16 protein-coding genes and 1 pseudogene are annotated in these 16,149 nt (G+C 32.8%); 10 read left to right on the top strand and 7 right to left on the bottom strand.

The genetic code is table 11. The features are described from left to right. Nucleotides 1–420: 420 nt before the first annotated feature. The 5 genes from erm to DFR56_RS17370 all read left to right on the top strand — a co-directional run bounded on the left by erm (nt 421) and on the right by DFR56_RS17370 (nt 5,610). The gene (gene erm / locus DFR56_RS17395; RefSeq protein ID WP_110396719.1) at nt 421–1,278 is read left to right on the top strand and encodes a 23S ribosomal RNA methyltransferase Erm; all 858 of its coding nucleotides are present in this window, start codon (nt 421–423) and stop codon (nt 1,276–1,278) included. 524 nt (nt 1,279–1,802) lie between these two features. Beyond that, entirely contained in the window at nt 1,803–2,795 is a 993-nt protein-coding gene (locus DFR56_RS17385; RefSeq protein ID WP_110396717.1) for a dipeptidase, read from the top strand. A 6-nt stretch (nt 2,796–2,801) separates the two neighbouring features. Then, on the top strand, nt 2,802–4,028 hold the full coding sequence (locus DFR56_RS17380) for a DUF819 family protein (RefSeq protein ID WP_110396716.1): 1,227 nt from the start codon (nt 2,802–2,804) through the stop codon (nt 4,026–4,028). Between the two features lie 24 nt (nt 4,029–4,052). Then, on the top strand, nt 4,053–4,583 hold the full coding sequence (locus tag DFR56_RS17375) for a cupin domain-containing protein (RefSeq protein ID WP_110396715.1): 531 nt from the start codon (nt 4,053–4,055) through the stop codon (nt 4,581–4,583). A gap of 592 nt (nt 4,584–5,175) precedes the next feature. After that, nucleotides 5,176–5,610, top strand: coding sequence for a hypothetical protein (locus DFR56_RS17370; RefSeq protein WP_110396714.1), 435 nt, complete (start codon nt 5,176–5,178; stop codon nt 5,608–5,610). An 839-nt stretch (nt 5,611–6,449) separates the two neighbouring features. Here the strand turns inward: DFR56_RS17370 and DFR56_RS17365 are convergent. Continuing rightward, the gene (locus tag DFR56_RS17365) at nt 6,450–7,370 is read right to left on the bottom strand and encodes a hypothetical protein (protein ID WP_110396713.1); all 921 of its coding nucleotides are present in this window, start codon (nt 7,368–7,370) and stop codon (nt 6,450–6,452) included. A 330-nt stretch (nt 7,371–7,700) separates the two neighbouring features. Between DFR56_RS17365 and DFR56_RS17360 the strand changes: the two genes are divergently transcribed. Together DFR56_RS17360 and DFR56_RS17355 are read left to right on the top strand one after the other, a co-directional pair. Beyond that, nucleotides 7,701–8,198 (top strand): hypothetical protein, encoded by a 498-nt coding sequence (locus DFR56_RS17360; protein WP_110396712.1) that lies wholly within the window; start codon nt 7,701–7,703, stop codon nt 8,196–8,198. 210 nt (nt 8,199–8,408) lie between these two features. Continuing rightward, nucleotides 8,409–8,648: a DUF4181 domain-containing protein gene (locus DFR56_RS17355; protein ID WP_110396711.1), complete on the top strand. Its 240-nt coding sequence runs from the start codon at nt 8,409–8,411 to the stop codon at nt 8,646–8,648. A gap of 13 nt (nt 8,649–8,661) precedes the next feature. On the opposite strand, the gene DFR56_RS23755 is transcribed toward DFR56_RS17355, so the two are convergent. After that, complete coding sequence (locus tag DFR56_RS23755) at nt 8,662–8,829, bottom strand: hypothetical protein (RefSeq protein ID WP_280523469.1); 168 nt, start codon at nt 8,827–8,829, stop codon at nt 8,662–8,664. A gap of 499 nt (nt 8,830–9,328) precedes the next feature. Between DFR56_RS23755 and DFR56_RS17345 the strand changes: the two genes are divergently transcribed. The 3 genes from DFR56_RS17345 to DFR56_RS17335 all read left to right on the top strand — a co-directional run bounded on the left by DFR56_RS17345 (nt 9,329) and on the right by DFR56_RS17335 (nt 10,955). Continuing rightward, nucleotides 9,329–9,838, top strand: coding sequence for a GNAT family N-acetyltransferase (locus DFR56_RS17345; protein ID WP_244916567.1), 510 nt, complete (start codon nt 9,329–9,331; stop codon nt 9,836–9,838). Between the two features lie 25 nt (nt 9,839–9,863). Continuing rightward, nucleotides 9,864–10,298 (top strand): cytidine deaminase, encoded by a 435-nt coding sequence (locus DFR56_RS17340; RefSeq protein WP_110396709.1) that lies wholly within the window; start codon nt 9,864–9,866, stop codon nt 10,296–10,298. Between the two features lie 195 nt (nt 10,299–10,493). Continuing rightward, nucleotides 10,494–10,955, top strand: a complete 462-nt coding sequence (locus tag DFR56_RS17335) for a GNAT family N-acetyltransferase (protein ID WP_110396708.1) — start codon at nt 10,494–10,496, stop codon at nt 10,953–10,955. Nucleotides 10,956–11,127: 172 nt separating this feature from the next. On the opposite strand, the pseudogene DFR56_RS17330 reads toward DFR56_RS17335, so the two are convergent. From DFR56_RS17330 to DFR56_RS17310, 5 genes and pseudogenes are all read right to left on the bottom strand, one after another. After that, a pseudogene (locus DFR56_RS17330) lies at nt 11,128–11,658 on the bottom strand (AraC family transcriptional regulator). 253 nt (nt 11,659–11,911) lie between these two features. Then, nucleotides 11,912–12,835, bottom strand: coding sequence for an Rpn family recombination-promoting nuclease/putative transposase (locus DFR56_RS17325; RefSeq protein ID WP_110396707.1), 924 nt, complete (start codon nt 12,833–12,835; stop codon nt 11,912–11,914). A 234-nt stretch (nt 12,836–13,069) separates the two neighbouring features. Continuing rightward, nucleotides 13,070–13,675 (bottom strand): DUF4097 family beta strand repeat-containing protein, encoded by a 606-nt coding sequence (locus DFR56_RS17320; RefSeq protein WP_110396706.1) that lies wholly within the window; start codon nt 13,673–13,675, stop codon nt 13,070–13,072. A 10-nt stretch (nt 13,676–13,685) separates the two neighbouring features. Next, entirely contained in the window at nt 13,686–15,242 is a 1,557-nt protein-coding gene (locus DFR56_RS17315; protein WP_110396705.1) for a hypothetical protein, read from the bottom strand. Continuing rightward, entirely contained in the window at nt 15,235–16,116 is an 882-nt protein-coding gene (locus DFR56_RS17310) for an ABC transporter ATP-binding protein (RefSeq protein ID WP_110396704.1), read from the bottom strand. The genes DFR56_RS17315 and DFR56_RS17310 overlap by 8 nt, the downstream gene beginning before the upstream one ends. Nucleotides 16,117–16,149 lie beyond the last annotated feature (33 nt).

The following is a 16,149-nucleotide window of genomic DNA, read 5'->3' as shown; positions in this document are numbered from 1 at the left end:
CACTAATCAACAATAGGCCAAGAAAATGTTTAAATTGGAAAACTACACACGAAGTGTTTCAGAAAGAACTGTTGCACTTAATTTGACAAACCATCATATGTAAATGATTGGAAAGGTGGATTGCTCTACCTTTCTTTCTTTTTGTCTAATTTTCCTGCACAATTTTTGAAAACTCTCACTTTATTGGTGGGAGATAAATGTCGTTAAGTAAACACATCCATTATACGTGGTGATATGACACTTGTGCGAAATCGGAAAATACTTCATAAGTTTCAAACGTTTATAAAAACGTGATTTCTCGGGCTACGATCTTTTTGGATAATTAATTTTCAAACCATTACTTGATAAGGATGGGTTTCTTCCCTTTACTCTGATCACAAGCAGATTGCTTGTGATTTTTATTTTGAAGGGAAGAAAAACATGCAAAGAAATCGTCAGTCTTATAGAAAAAAGGTAAGTCAAAGAAAACTCCCCAATTTTTTAGGTCAGCATTTAATGCATAATAAGAGGTTACTCAAGGAAATTGTTGATCAAGCGAAGATAGGTAAACAAGACATCGTGTTAGAATTAGGGGCTGGTAAAGGCGCTTTAACTGAAATTCTCACTCAAAGAGCTAAAAAAGTGATAGCAGTAGAACTAGATCATAAGTTTGTAAAAACCTTAGAGAAAAAAATGACCAATAGCCCAAATGTTACGATCATTCATCATGATATATTAAAAATATATTTACCAAAAGAGAAGTTTATGGTAGTGTCTAATATTCCTTATGCGATTACAACACCGATACTAAAGAAGCTTCTTCATAATCCATTAAGTAATTTCCAAAGAGGGGTTATTGTGATGGAAAAGGGAGCAGCTAAAAGGTTTACATCTAAAAATGTAAAGGATCCTAACGTGATTGCTTGGAGAATGTGGTTTGATATTCGAATCGTAAAAGGAATTTCAAGAAAGAATTTTTCACCTCCACCAAAGGTAGATTCAGCTATGGTGTTTATTAACAGGAAAAAGACACCAACTGTACCTACTACTGATTATATTATTTTTTGGGGACTTGTGGATTACGCATTTAAGGAACCAAGAGTGCCAATTGATGTCGCCTTAAGGGGAATATTCACATCTCGTCAAATGAAGCAATTAAAAAGGACTCTCAAGATGAAAAATGAACATCCTGTATCGATGTTAACGGAAGAACAGTGGGGAGTCATTTTTGACACAATGATAAAGTATGTACCAAAATTTAGATGGCCAAAAATAAATAGGAAGAAACTAAAATATTAATGAATCTAAGTGAGAACCGCCATCGAACCATGGTCACGGGAGGTGTGCCATCAAATTGTGGAGAATCGCCATCAAATCGCGAAGATGCACCATCAAATCGCGGACATTCGCCATATAATCGCGAAGATGCGCCATTAAATCGTGAAGAACCGCCAAATAATCACGAAAAATCACCATATACCCGTGGAGAAACACCATCAAATCGTGCGAAGATTCATCTTATAAATTTGATTCAAAGAAAAAAGTGAGTTTATTCAGTCGGACATGGACAGAATTTTCTATACACGCTCAGTGTTTATGCACTGAGCGTGTATGGATTATTTTTTTTTATCCCTACTATCCTATCATATTCATAAGATTTTAAAGATTGATTTACTATATGAAATAAATTATAATATATGAAAATGTAAAGGCTTTCGCATTAAGCAGATAAAAAAGAATAAAACTTACTGTATTAGTGCAACTAAGACTTTCGCCATAAAAAGCTTGGTAAATGCCAAGTTTTCTAAGAAGGGAGATTAATTATGGCTGTTTTTGACCTACATTCAGACATACTAACAGATATTGCCATAAGAAGAGAGGCGGGTGAAAGAAATGTATTTGATCGGATTCATTATCCAAATTTAAAACATAATAATGTTCAAGCGATAATCTGTGTCGTTTGGGTTGAACCTAAGTATAAACATAACAGATGGGACAGGTTTAAAGAAATTGTTGCGTATGCTATGGACGATATTGCGGAGTCAAAACATATTCATCTATGTAAGTCGTCTAATGATAGGAAGAGTTCATCTAACATAATCAATGTTTTCTTAGGAATTGAAGGGATGAGTTTTATTTCAGAAGCCGTCAATCCATTAACAGAGCAAAATACTAAAACTTATTTTGACACATTGCATGACATGGGTTTTCGTACAGGCATTTTAGCTTGGAATGAAGTAAACGATTTTGCGAGTGGTGCCAATAACGGTAACACTAAAGCAAAGGTTGGTTTGACAAAGGCTGGACAAGCTATTGTTTCCGAAATGATGAATAGAAATTGGCTTATCGACGTTTCTCATTTGGATGAACAAACATTTTGGGATCTTTATGAATTGGACGCTTATCCAATTTTCGCATCTCATAGTAATGCTTTTACTCTATGTCCTAATGAGAGAAATCTAACAGATAAACAACTAAAAGCAATTGCCGAGAGAAATGGAATTATTGGAATGAATGCATATGCAGAATTTATTGCCAAGGATGACGCAAATTTAGATCGGTATATTGAGCATATCGAATATGTTACCCATTTAGTTGGAATGGAACATGTTGCATTAGGTTTTGATTTTATGGATTACTTATCCGAACATGATATGGGAACCAATTTTACAGAAGTGACAAAAGACTTCAACTCTGTAAACGATATTCCAAGACTATTGGAAAGACTAAAAATGAAAGGCTGGACAGATAAAGAAATTTCATTGATCACGTATGAAAATGCAAGTCGTTTTATAAAAAATATGGACAAAGGGTGAGATAAGATGGAAAACAGTTTAATTAAACCAGATGATTATATTACATTATGGGGAATTATCGTCGTCTGGGCGGCAATGAGTATTTATTTAGAACAAAAATATCAGTGGGCTGCACGAGTATCTGGAGCAATTGTAGCATTAGTTGGCGCAATTATTTTATCAAATACGGGGATTATTCCAATAGAATCTCCAGTATACGATGCTGTATGGGCGTTTATTATTCCTTTAGCAATTCCATTATTATTATTCCATGTGAAGTTTAAGAAAATATTTAAGGAAAGTGGAAGGTTATTATTTATTTTTCTTATCAGTTCAATTGGAACAGTAGCTGGAACAATCCTTAGTTTCTTTTTACTAAAGGACAAAATCCCCTATCTCGATAAGATTGGTGCAATGATGAGTGCATCCTATGTCGGTGGTGGAGTTAACTTTGCAGCAATGGCAGCCAAATTTGAACCACCAGGTGAAATGGTTTCGGCAACAGTTGTAGCGGATAATTTGTTAATGGCGCTTTATTTTGTTGTCTTAATGTTAATCCCAACACTTGCTTTTTTTAGAAAACGTTTTAGTCATCCTCATGTGTTAGAGGTTGAAAAGCAAACAGGAGAAAATGAAAATAGCACATTAGCTGAAGGATATTGGAAACGAAACAATATTTCACTAAAAGATATCGCATTATCAGTTGGAACTGCTTTTTTATTAGTTATTATTTCGTTTAAAGCTGCTGAATGGCTTGGTTCCATTATTCCAAGTGGTGAAGATGTATCCTTTTTATTAAACTTAATCAATGCTTTATTCGGTGATAAGTATTTAATATTAACTACATTTACATTTACAGCGCTAGCCCTTTTTCCAAAATACTTTGAATCAATTAATGGCAGTCAAGAACTAGGAACATTTTTAATTTATTTATTCTTTGTAGTTATTGGTGTACCGGCTTCTATTCCATTAATTATTCAAAATGCACCATTATTATTAGTCTTTGTTGCTATTATTGTACTAGTGAATATGATTGTCTCGTTAGTAGGTGGTAAACTATTTAAATATAACTTGGAAGAAATTTTATTAGTAAGTAATGCAAATATTGGAGGACCGACAACAGCGGCAGCTATGGCGATTGCAAAAGGGTGGAAAAATTTAATTGGTCCAATTCTCGTTGTTGGAACACTTGGTTATATTATCGGTAACTATATCGGTACGACTTTAGGCTTATGGTTTGGTATAATCATGTAAGACTAATTTAAAGTTGGTGATCAAGTGTTTGATGGAGGCAAAATTCGTGAATTAAGGATGAAACGTGGATATTCCTTAAAAACATTAGCTGAAAAATCCAATGTAAGTATTAGTATTATTAGTAAGATTGAACGTAATAATGTAGACCCTTCTGTGACGATCTTATATCGAATCTGTAATGGCTTGGATGTGTCTATAACGGAATTATTAGGTGAGGATTCTGGTTCATCTAACATATTAAGAAAAGAAGATCGTAATGTTGTCGTTTTCCCCCAATCTAATTCAAAATATGAATTACTGACGCCTGTTTACAATGGGGATCTTGAAATGATTAAGATTTATTTAGAAGCGGGGCAGTCAGATAAAAATTTAGTTAGCCATTCTGGTGAAGAATGTGGGGTCGTTTTGGAAGGTTCGATGACAGTCATCCTCGATAATAAAGAACATATTTTGAATGAAGGGGACTCTATTTGTTTTAATAGCGGAATTCCTCATCGGTTTTTCAACCATACAAATAAACAGTCCATTTCCATTTGGGCGATGAATAAAAAATAACATGGGTACCAATATGATGAAGGTCGTATTGGTATTTTTTTGATTTTTTAAAGTTTCATTCGTATAGGGTGTTAAGATTAAGTATTGATCACGGTAGTTTTACAGTGCCCACACCCATATACATTGTAACAATGATTGCTCTATCAATTCCGAGCAGTTTTTTATGTTATATTTAGGAGCGTAATTGTGCGTAATATAAGCTGGTGCAAAAATTGTTATTAGGTTTGATGAAATAGAAGTATTGTAAAAAAATATACTCTTACATTGAATTTTGAACTCCATTGTAAAAGGGGTACTAGCATCAAATAATACATCAGTTGTTTGGTTCAGATAATAATTAAATTTATTTATGCCATAATTCGACATTACCTTATGTACTTTTAAGATAAATTAGATACTAGTAAGGGGGATAGTGGAGGACTTTGGTATTTTGGAAATACAGCTTATGGTAGCGACAGTGGATATGCAGCATTTTCATAGGTGAAAAGAAGTCAATTAACTCCTGCAGTTAATATGTACAAGGTTGTAGGAATGGGAGTGTATTTAAAATTGGACTGATCATTAAGTGACATCAATTTAAAGGTGGGGTTAAATGAAACGAAATTTGTTTTATATGATGATTGGCATTTGCTTACTGCTTATTGGTTGTAATAAAGATGAGACAAATGAGGTGAACCAGATGGATTCAGATGAAATAGATAATCCCGTTGTTCTAACTCACGATCTTGAAGGTGGTATGGAGGAATTAATTGAGGGAGTTCTTGAATACGATAGTAAAACACAATGCTTGTTTATTCAAAATCCCGAGGAAGGAGATATAGCCCCAGTCTGGACTAAAGGGACTACACCATATGTAAAAGATGGGTTACATGGAGTTGAAATACCTGACTACGGCACTGTTGTAGAAGGCGATTCCATTACCGGAGGCGGTGGTGGGGTTGATAAGGCTGACATAGCAAATAGTGAAATACCAGAAAGCTGTATCGATAAACATCCACTTTTTGCTATAACTGATTTGGATAAATAAAACAATGAAACGAGCGTAAATAACTAGTGCAGACATAAGGTTCCCAACAAATCACGAAAACATCAATTTTATTAAGCAAGCCAACAATGCTCTGAAATAGAGAAGATAAAGAAAGTGGAACTTATAAGCTAGTCGAGTGCACGAATCATTGGGAATATGTTTGTATCCTATTATTGTTAATTAGAGGTAACCGTTTAATGTGAAAAATTAGTTTGAAATTATTTTAACATTTGTTTTTAATCATTACCCTCTTTTCCAGTTATACCAATTAGCAAAGGGAAGGCGTTTACTTTTATCCCTCATGGGGGAAAGTGAAAATTGGAATGTTACGGGATACCAAGTAATGATCACACCAGATGAGTTTAAGGCTGCATGAAATATTAAATGGGTACCAATATGATGAAGGTCGTATGGTATTTTTTTGAACATTTCTCAATTTTCAAAGGGAAGAGAGTGATGTCAATGGAAAAAGATGACAAATGGTTAAATCTATGGTATCATTGAAGAAGTTTTAAAGTTTATTTTAAAGAATAAGAATATTCGAGAAAATTAGTGACTAATAAAAAGAAGGGATTAATTAAAGATAGATTCATTATCTAATAAATAAGAAAATTTATTAAAAATAGGTGGTTTATTATTATGAACAAGTATATATTACCTCATCTTTATTTGTTTCTTGGTATAGCTTTATTCTTAATGATTAGTCAAGACATATATTTTTATGAAGCATTAACTTATTATTTATCTATCATTCTAATAATAATAGGTATCATTATGTTTATAACTTTATTTTTAAAATCTAAAAAAAGATAGATACTAGTATCTATCTTTTTTAAAATTTATTTTTTAATTTGAACATGTGTACTTGGATGATGCGTGAATTTTGATTGTTGCGAGACTGCTATTGAAATTGATCCTGTTTTGACACTGAATGATGGCGTTATTTGTTTATAATTTTGTTGATGTGCATAATGTCCATATGCATCTATTAATTTAACATTACTAACATTTGGTTTTATGTTATATTCCATGTAAATTGTATGTCTAGTCCAAGGAGCTTTTAGTTTTCTATTTGATCTCATTTTAAATGATAAACCATAACTTTTATTCTTTTTCCAATTATTGCTTTTGTGGTTAAATGTTCTACTTCCAGATTCGGAACCACTCATTGTAGTCCAAGATTGTTTGCCCCATTGAGAATTAGGAACAGGCGACGTGTTTGAGTTAATGCCTATTGCAATTATATCTGTTTTTCTATGCTTAGGTGCCTTTGACCAATAAACTTTGTTAGTAACTTTATACACGTTTTTTTTCTTTTTTACCTTAAATAATCTGGTAGTCATTCTCTTATAACTAGTTTTATTTTCTGCCACAGCATTTAGAGACATACTGTTTTCACTTCTTATAAATTCCTCATAGCTGATTTCTTCGACAATACCTTCTTCTTCCATGTCATTTTTTTGAGCTGTATTAATTGATTTTTGAGTGACTACTTCTTCTTCATCTTGATAAGCCTCAATAATTTTATAAAACTTATCTTCACTTTCAATGTATTCAAGATCTGCAATTTCTTCGTAGCTGTAGCCTACTTCTATAAAGTCATTAATGACTTCTTCAGGCATACCATCACTTAATAAACTATTAAATTGTTCATTAGTTAATAATTGATTCCCCTCTAGACTTGCCTCAACTTTGGGTGTGAAGACTAAAGTAGAAAAAATCAAAGAAAAAACAATTAATAAAAGAAAGTTTTTTTTCATCTCTATCCCCCTGTTTATAGTTTTATTTCCTTAATTATATAAAATAGTAAATTAAAGTCAATGTAAATCGTATTAGATCTCATTTTATTATCTTCATTGTAGCTATTTGAATTCAAAATTATTTATTCCGTATGAATTGATAAATTAAAATACTAAATATGTTAGGATTATCTTAGAACAGAATGGTTCATTAAAAGTACCTATTATGAAATTGACTCGATTATTATTTGAAGTAATATCTATCAGATTACTTAGTAAACTTATTAAGGTCGTCCATATGTATTTTAGTCAATATATAAAAAAGTCGAGAAAAAAGGGGGGGAAATATCCATGGTTAAAATATTATTTAGATGTATTCCATTGTTTTTAATCATTATCCTCTTATCCAGTTGTACCAATCAGCAAAGGGAAGGCGTTTACTTCTTATCCCTCATGGGGGAAAGTGAAAATTGGAATGTTACGGGATACGAAATATTAATCACACCGGATGAGTTTAAGGCTGGACACGGAATACTGAAAATGAAAAGCAAACAAGAATATATTACTAATTTTTTTCATTTTGAAACACATGTAGTTATTAACAATGAAGATCTAGTTATTCATTCCGGTTCTACATCGGGATTAGACATAGATATTGCGGAAGAGTTTATAGGTACGATTGAAGGTGGAGCCTATTTTAATGATAATGGAAAGCCTATTTCGCCAAACGATATTAGTGAAATTTATATGATTGTAGAGTGGTGGGATTCTAGTAATCATGTGGATGTTAAAGAAAGAATAGATTTATACTCGTCTCCCGAGGATGATGAAACCTTCTTGAAAAGGTAATGTAATTGAAAAAGGTATTAGAAATAGGAAAATTTAATGAAGAAACGTTTTTAGAAAATGTAGGGCAAATCCGATAAAAAGACGACTTTTTGGAGGGATTAAGTGGTACTTTTAATCATAATTTTTTTCAGTATTCTTATTTTGGATCAAATTATTAATAGAATTCTAATTAAAAATTGGAATATAGAAGTATCAGAAGAAAAATAATATGTGAATCAACTGCATAAATATGGTGAAAAAGCTCTCTACTATTTAAGTATTATAGTAATGGTTATAACAATGTTGGATTTTCATCATTTAAGAATATTTATCTTTATGAGTTTAATTATTTCGTTTGGCTTTCAAACATTTATGGAATGGAAATATGCGAAAGAAAGTAAACAGTATATCCTAAATGCGGTTTCTTGTGGGTTAATTATGATTGGTGCCATCGTTTATGTATTATTGTAATACTTTCCAGAAATCATTCCTTAAATGTTTGTAAATTATTTATGACTTCCTTCATCGTAAAAGAAACACAACTTATATTTGGTGAGGAAATAATTTCATCCCTTTGAAAAATATTGATTATTTCATAGTCATTAGTTGCTAATACGTATTGTTCTAGCGTTCTGGAAGCGGGATCTATCATCCAGTATTCTGGGATGTTGTACTCAGCATACGTTTTAATTTATCGATTTTGTCACGCTTTAGAGAGGATGGGGAAGTAATTTCAATCACTAGATCAGGAGCGTCTTCAATACCATGATTCGTTAAAATATTCATTCTTTTACGGTTTACAAGTACTATATTTGGTTGGCGTACATCAGTAGCAGATATGACATCAATCGGAGTATTAAAAAAATAATCTGTAGAGCAATTTCCTTCAACCCTTATAAATCTCGGCACTAATTAATGGGTCGTCGATGTAGAAGGGCTCATTAATTTAAGTTGTCCCCGTACTAGTTCATATCTATTTTCATCATCCATTGTTGCATAATCATCTGTTATAGTTTCTTCTTTTAATCTATCTCTTGAAGTTTCTTTTTTCTCATTTTAACAACCTTCTTTCTTTATCAAACATATATCATTCTATCAACATATTTGCTATACTATACGACTAAATAATGGTAAATGGGGAGGCCATTGATTTGAAAATTAGGGAAGCTGTTTCTACTGATGCAAAAGGAATTGCGATCGTCCAAGTAGATAGTTGGAGAACTACATATAAGGGAATTGTTCCAGATAAATATTTAGAGAAATTATCTTACTCTGATCGAGAAAAAGTTTGGCAACAAGCTATTTCTAAAGGCAAAATGTATGTTGCAGACGTTAAAGGCAAAATAGTTGGTTTTGTGATTGGTGGCAAAGAAAGAAGCGGAAACTATCCAAGTTACGGAGGGGAAGTTTATGCAATTTATCTATTGGAGGAATATCAGGGAAAGGGAATTGGAACTTTGCTAATGAAACCGATCGTGACTGATTTTCTTCATCAACAAATTGATTCCATGATTGTATGTGTACTTAAAGATAATGATTCACGTTTTTTTTACGAAAGACTAGGTGCTAAACAAATTGATTCGATTGAAATAGAAATAGGAGGCAAAAAGTTAACAGAACTAGTTTATGGATGGGAAAATATTGATGGAATTTTAGAGTAGCTATTTTACGTTGGGGGTGATTGAAATGATAAAAGTTAGAGCTTTACAAAATGGAGATTTTGATTTAATTACTAAAGCTGAAAAGGTAATTGAAAAAAACTATAAATATGGAAGTCATCATATTGGTTCAGCTGTAAGAACAAAGTCTGGGAAGATATTTTCAGCAGTTCACGTTGAAGCAAATGTGGGAAGAATAACCGTATGCGCTGAAGCGATTGCTATAGGAAAAGCGATCTCGGAAGGGGAACATGAATTTGAAACAATTGTTGCTGTAGCACACCCCCATCCACATGAAAAAATCGACAAATGTTGGGTTGTATCCCCTTGTGGAATGTGCCGAGAACTAATTAGTGATTACGGAAAAGATACAGATGTCATTATTTCTTATAACGGTGAGTTAGTGAAATGTAATGTTTTAGAATTATTACCAGAGAAGTATTGTAGTGATGTAGAATCATAATGTTAAAAACCGGGTCAAAAAAGGTAGAATATTGTTTTAAAAGAATTACGAATAATTATTAGTACAAAAGACAGGTGTTGAACTTCATTTGGTCTTGCATAGTTTGAGTACATTGTAAATAATCGAAGAGCTAACTGAAGAGAGTTTATGGAAAGGAAAAAATTCGTAATAACTATTGACTAATGGAGGATTAACATGAAGATAAGTCAAACTAAAAATTTTGGATTGGTTGCAAGGTTAAGTAAACCGGTGCAAGATTTACATTTTTCCTTATACCCTATGCATTTTAATCAATATAATTGTGAGGAAGTAAAAGAATTCTTCGAGAAACTTATGGAGAATAAAAATGACATCTTTCTATTATTAGAAGACGATAGAAAAGCTGTAGGCTATGCTTGGATAGAGATTAAGGAATACAAAGTAAATCCATTTAAAAAGGCTTATAAGTCAATATATGTACATCAGATTAGCATTGATGATATGAAAAGAAACAAAGGTTATGGTACAAGTTTAATGAAATACATTTACAACTTATCATATGAAAAAGGAATTGATTTAGTAGAATTGGATTATTGGGTTGAAAATAAAGTCGCTAAAGAATTCTATAAAAAAAATAACTTTGTAAAATATCGTGAGTTTGTTTATAAACAACTATAGTAATTTTTTAAAAAAGGGGTAGTCAATCTGTTAGTTATAACGGTAAGTTAGTAAAGTGTCATAAAGAATTATTACCAGTGAAGTATTGTAGTGATGTAGAATGAAGGAATATTGAAAAAGAAAGAAGAGCATTTATCTTCACTAGCTCTTCTTTTTATCGTCTCAAAAATAATCACGGTTTTATAGGTACACATATTTCACAGTAATGATCGTTTATCATATCATCCGCATATCTTTCCAAAATTGGCTTATCGTCGATCTGGTATCCATTAGCGTATAAGGTAGGAAAAATTTTTTCCCATGCTTCTTGAATGGCTTCTACCGTATGCTTAATTTTGAAAACAACATATTTCCCACCTGACAGTTTACCTTCACAAATTGAATGATCCACTTGATAATCATCTGGTATTACAACACAAGCATCATACCTACATTTTTCAGGCGGCGTTGTTTCAGGATTATCTTGTGGAATTCCCAATATAATAGACGATTCCATAAAGTTTTTCCCTTTAGCCCAGTTTTTTAGCAGATAAGAAATCCTTTCTTACTGCATAAGTGCAACTAAGGCATTCGCAGTAAAGGCTTGGCGAATGCCAAGTTTTCAAATCCGCTCCATTGCTTGTGCATTCGTAGAACCGTATGGACCAATCTTTCTCATATATGCAATCCGGTAATTTGGGAGAGTTTCTACTTGAAAATTCATACTTTCTCTCCTTTCTCTAGACTTATTTTCACTACATTATGATCGTATTATGTTATAAAAATTTTAGCAATTGTTTTTTAATAAAATTATCGTTCATGCTTTTATTGATGAGTTAGGAAATGCTGTTGATTAAGTGAAATCGAAAAATGATAATCTTTCATATCGTAGCGAATTGGAATTAATAATAAACAAGGACTTAGTAAAGTCAGTCTTTACTAGTCCTCATAAAATACCTTAAGTTTGAATATATACCTTACAACTGTTTCTTCAGTTCTTTTAGTTCATTAATCGTTATCTTTGTCGTTTTTTGAATAAGTTCTATGGGCATACCCTCTCTTAACAATTCTATGGCAACCTCTTTTTTACCTTCCTTCATCCCTTGTTTCCTTCCTTTCTCTTCATAGGAGATTGGAATATTCAATATTTCCTCTGCATGGTCAAATTCTTTTACTGATTCCACAAATTTCGCCTCCTCTTTTTCTGTTAATGTTACATATGTTTCAAAAAAGCCATATAGTAGACGTTGATCAGCTTCATTTAATTGTAGTCGCCATAACATTCGTACAAATTCTGCTTTTACTTTATATTTCTCTTCCTCTTTGAAGTCCATTTTACTAAGTAATGCAGCAACAACCGGATTATCCTTTTTCAAATAATCTCGCCAATACATTTTCTTCAAATGTAGGGTATGGTATTTAAATGATAAATAGGTTTTATCTAATACTTTCATGTTAAATTGATTTTGTTCCCAATGATTGAGATAACTGAATATTGCAATTGGAATAATTGGCTTACGGTATTCATTATAAAGCAAACTGTAATATTGAAACATGCGTTCATGAAAATCAGTCTGTATCGAACTTTGTGGTTCAACATGAATAATAATCATAGATTCTGTATTCTTTATTTTCATGTTGATGACTAAATCAAGCCTTCTAGAGCTTCCTTTAACAATATCCGTAAAAACTTCTCCAGATAAAAACGTAATCGAGTTTAAATCTAATTGCTCGTAAATATTTGGAAAAAATGCAAACAAAAAATCTTTGAAAAAATAACGAATGAGTTGCTTAAACAACAAATCATGGTTCGTATAGCTTGAGCCTTTTTCTTTTAAATGAATATTCGGACATTTTCGATATAAATAAAACTGTGAGACTCTTCGTTTTGTCAATCTCATTATATCATAACCTCCATTGAGCTGTATGCTAATTGGCAATTGCTTCTATTATATCATTAAATAGAAATAGGAACAAATGATCCCTTTGTGATGATGAGATTTCCTATTTTCACTGGAATGTTACTGAAATAATTTTAAATGTACTAAGTCTAACGAACAGATCAAGAACTGCACACTGCATTAAATAATAAAAGAGAGGAGCATCCCTCTCTCAAAACGTACATTTTATCTCGTTTATTCGATCGTAATACTCCCCGAAACAGACTGAACTTTCATTAACGAATCATCTCCATCACCAAAAGTCCCACTTAGTTCATGACCAGAACCGGTCTGTTTAATTTCCTCCTTCGCTACGAGTGAAGTGTTAATTTTACCAGTTTCATTCACTACATCCAATTGAACGGATAACGTTGGATCAAGTTCTAAATCAATATTTCCTGAATCCGTATGAATCAATATTTCTTCAGCGAGCAGATTTTGACCAATAATGTTCCCTGATGTTGTCTTGAGACTGATTTTTTTAAAAAGAGTAGTAGGTACATCTATTTGAATTGTATTTGTTTTAAAATTGATGAAGTTAGATGAATCTTCTGCATGAACCCTTAGTACTGTTCCATCCAAAATATACGGTAACTCGCTACTACTTTTCATACGCACGGTTATTTCTTCCATATCTGTTGGGGAAAATTCAATATTGTTACCATTTGCAACAATCTCCATTTCGTCTATTTCTGCCGTCTTCCATGTTTCTACATGTTCTTCTGCCTCTTTGCATCCAGTAAGAAGGACGATTAAACAAATTGTGAAAATGAAGGATGCTTTTATTCGTAAATGTTTCAAGACTTTCACCTCATTTAAAATTTATTTCATTTGCTTGTACTCGACTATAAAGCATGATGAAAATCAATAAAATAACCGTTGAGATAAGGTAGAATACTTCATGATTGTTCATCATGCCTAGGAAATCTAAATAAGGTATACCATTCATTGGTCCTAAATACCACCAGAGCAAAAAGATGATTTCAAACAGTTTTTTTGTCCCACTAACGCTTCCTAACGCAAGAGCTAAGGTTGGAATGAACATAATGCCAATCACCCATGATAAAAATTGTGACATTTGACCTTCTATCATAAAGCGGATAAGGACTCCTAAAGATACGATACATCCTACTGACAATCCGGCAATCCAAAGAGAGACAACTCTAGGAAATGATGGACCACTTGATATGATCAAATCTTTTGTAAAGAAGTGTTTTTCTTTTGTACCCATCCGCGACCAAATAGCAATTGGCAAAATAATAATAAAGGAAACCCAGCTCTTCATGACTGTTAAAGGTAGAAAGGCACTTAGTAGGATAATGCTAGCACAAAGTAAATACATCCAAATAGAAAAACCTTTTACCATGATGAGTAGTTCAGCTTTGATTAAAGGGATGAAACGAATCCGGCTTTTCTTAATTAAAGGTGTTAAGTTATATTCCTCTTTTTGTTCCTTTAACGAGATTTCCTCTTTCTTGTATGGCTGAAAAATATCGATGTTTTTCTTTTTAGTATGACCCTTACTATGTTTAAAGCGATTAAAAACCATTGCACTTATGATCAGAATAGTAATGGATATGAGTAACCAAATAAGACGTAATGTTAACAAAGAAAAATCCCAATCTACTCCTTGCCAAATAAATGTTTGGACTGGCCCGTCAACTGGATAATACCCAAAACTTGCTCCAAAATTACTCATTGCGAATTCTGTAGCGGCATCTTTCTCAGCGTTAGACATGATCACATCGAACCCAAGAGCATTGAACAAACTAGTAGGCTTTTCAATGGAAATTACGGCAAAAAAGATCCATAAGGCAAAAAAGATAATATTTCCGATTACTCCCTTTAACCAGCGAAACACATCGAAAAATATAGTAAATGATGAAAGGACAAATAATGCCGGTAAAGTAACGAATATAAAGGGACCGACATATTGCCAGAGTTGAATCGTATCATCTTCTCCTCGTAATAGTTGCATCGCCATGAAAGCAACCATTAAAATACTAGCAATAATGGATAATATACAAAAGTTAGCAAAAGCTTTACTAAAAATATAGCGTACATTACTTATTGAACTAGCGGCAATTATTTGTCCAACTTTTAATCGTTCATCATCCGAGATTTGACTTCGCAATAGGTAGAAACCAAATAACCATAAAAAAATGGTAGACACCATTGCGGCGACACCGCCAAGCCACGCAGAATTATAGATACCACGGACACCGCCAATATAAAAAACTTCATAACCTGCTGTTGCTGCTGGAACAAAGGCATATCCACAAAACAAAGTAATCCCAATTGTAATTAAGAATGGGTACGTTCTTATTTGTTTCATCACACTATTTTTTATCAAATAAAAATTATTCATTTGCCATTGCCTCTTTTCCTGAGACAAAATATAAATAAGCATCTTCTAAAGAAGCAGGAGTAAGTGTTGCATTTGAAGTTGGACAAAGATCGGAAACAACCCGTGCATGAATTCCATCACTACGATGAATCGCACTACTTACAGTATGGCTTTTTTGTAATCTTTGTAGGCTATCACTTGAAACCACACAGTTCCACACTTTTTGTTCTACTTGTCGAATCAGTTCCTCAGGTGTCGTAAAATTTACTAGCTTACCATTTGATAAAAGTGCAATATTTGGTGCGATGGACTCAATATCTGTAACGATATGGGTCGATAAAATAATAATTCGATCCGATGCTAATGTGGAAAGTAAATTTCTAAACCGAATCCGTTCCTCGGGGTCTAATCCGACTGTCGGTTCATCAACGATAAGAAAGTCAGGGTCATTTAATAAAGCTTGCGCAATCCCAACTCGTTGTCGCATTCCTCCAGAAAATCTACCTAATAACTGTTTTTTATTCGCCACTAAATTTAGAACTTCTAAAAGCTCATCGATTCTTTTCTTAGCTACTTTCATCGACAAACCTTTTATCGCTGCAATATATTCTAAAAACTCAACAGGGTTCATATTTGGATATACTCCAAAATCTTGTGGCAAATACCCGAGTTTTGGTCGCAATTTATTTGGTGAAGAGGAAATGTCGATCTGATTCCATTTAATTACTCCCGAGGTAGGCTTTTCAATCGTAGCTAGCATCCGCATTAACGTTGATTTGCCAGCTCCGTTTGGGCCTAGTAAACCGATTACTCCTTTGTTTAATGAACAAGTTACATCTTTAATCACCTCATTTTTACCGTACTTTTTTGTTACATGTTGAATGGATAGTTCCATAATCACACCTCTTTTATTTACTTGCTGCACCAA

The organism is Pseudogracilibacillus auburnensis, assembly GCF_003201975.1.
Lineage (GTDB): Bacteria > Bacillota > Bacilli > Bacillales > Amphibacillaceae > Pseudogracilibacillus > Pseudogracilibacillus auburnensis.
This window is presented reverse-complemented; position numbering and strand designations above follow the sequence as displayed.

Coding starts and splice junctions, on each gene's coding strand:
- DFR56_RS17325 (WP_110396707.1), bottom strand. CDS start 12,835: ATGAGATTGACAAAACGAAGAGTCTCACAGTTTTATTTATATCGAAAA.
- DFR56_RS17315 (WP_110396705.1), bottom strand. CDS start 15,242: ATGAATAATTTTTATTTGATAAAAAATAGTGTGATGAAACAAATAAGA.
- DFR56_RS23755 (WP_280523469.1), bottom strand. CDS start 8,829: ATGATAGATCCCGCTTCCAGAACGCTAGAACAATACGTATTAGCAACT.
- DFR56_RS17310 (WP_110396704.1), bottom strand. CDS start 16,116: ATGGAACTATCCATTCAACATGTAACAAAAAAGTACGGTAAAAATGAG.
- DFR56_RS17335 (WP_110396708.1), top strand. CDS start 10,494: ATGAAGATAAGTCAAACTAAAAATTTTGGATTGGTTGCAAGGTTAAGT.
- DFR56_RS17365 (WP_110396713.1), bottom strand. CDS start 7,370: ATGAAAAAAAACTTTCTTTTATTAATTGTTTTTTCTTTGATTTTTTCT.
- erm (WP_110396719.1), top strand. CDS start 421: ATGCAAAGAAATCGTCAGTCTTATAGAAAAAAGGTAAGTCAAAGAAAA.
- DFR56_RS17340 (WP_110396709.1), top strand. CDS start 9,864: ATGATAAAAGTTAGAGCTTTACAAAATGGAGATTTTGATTTAATTACT.
- DFR56_RS17380 (WP_110396716.1), top strand. CDS start 2,802: ATGGAAAACAGTTTAATTAAACCAGATGATTATATTACATTATGGGGA.
- DFR56_RS17385 (WP_110396717.1), top strand. CDS start 1,803: ATGGCTGTTTTTGACCTACATTCAGACATACTAACAGATATTGCCATA.
- DFR56_RS17360 (WP_110396712.1), top strand. CDS start 7,701: ATGGTTAAAATATTATTTAGATGTATTCCATTGTTTTTAATCATTATC.
- DFR56_RS17370 (WP_110396714.1), top strand. CDS start 5,176: ATGAAACGAAATTTGTTTTATATGATGATTGGCATTTGCTTACTGCTT.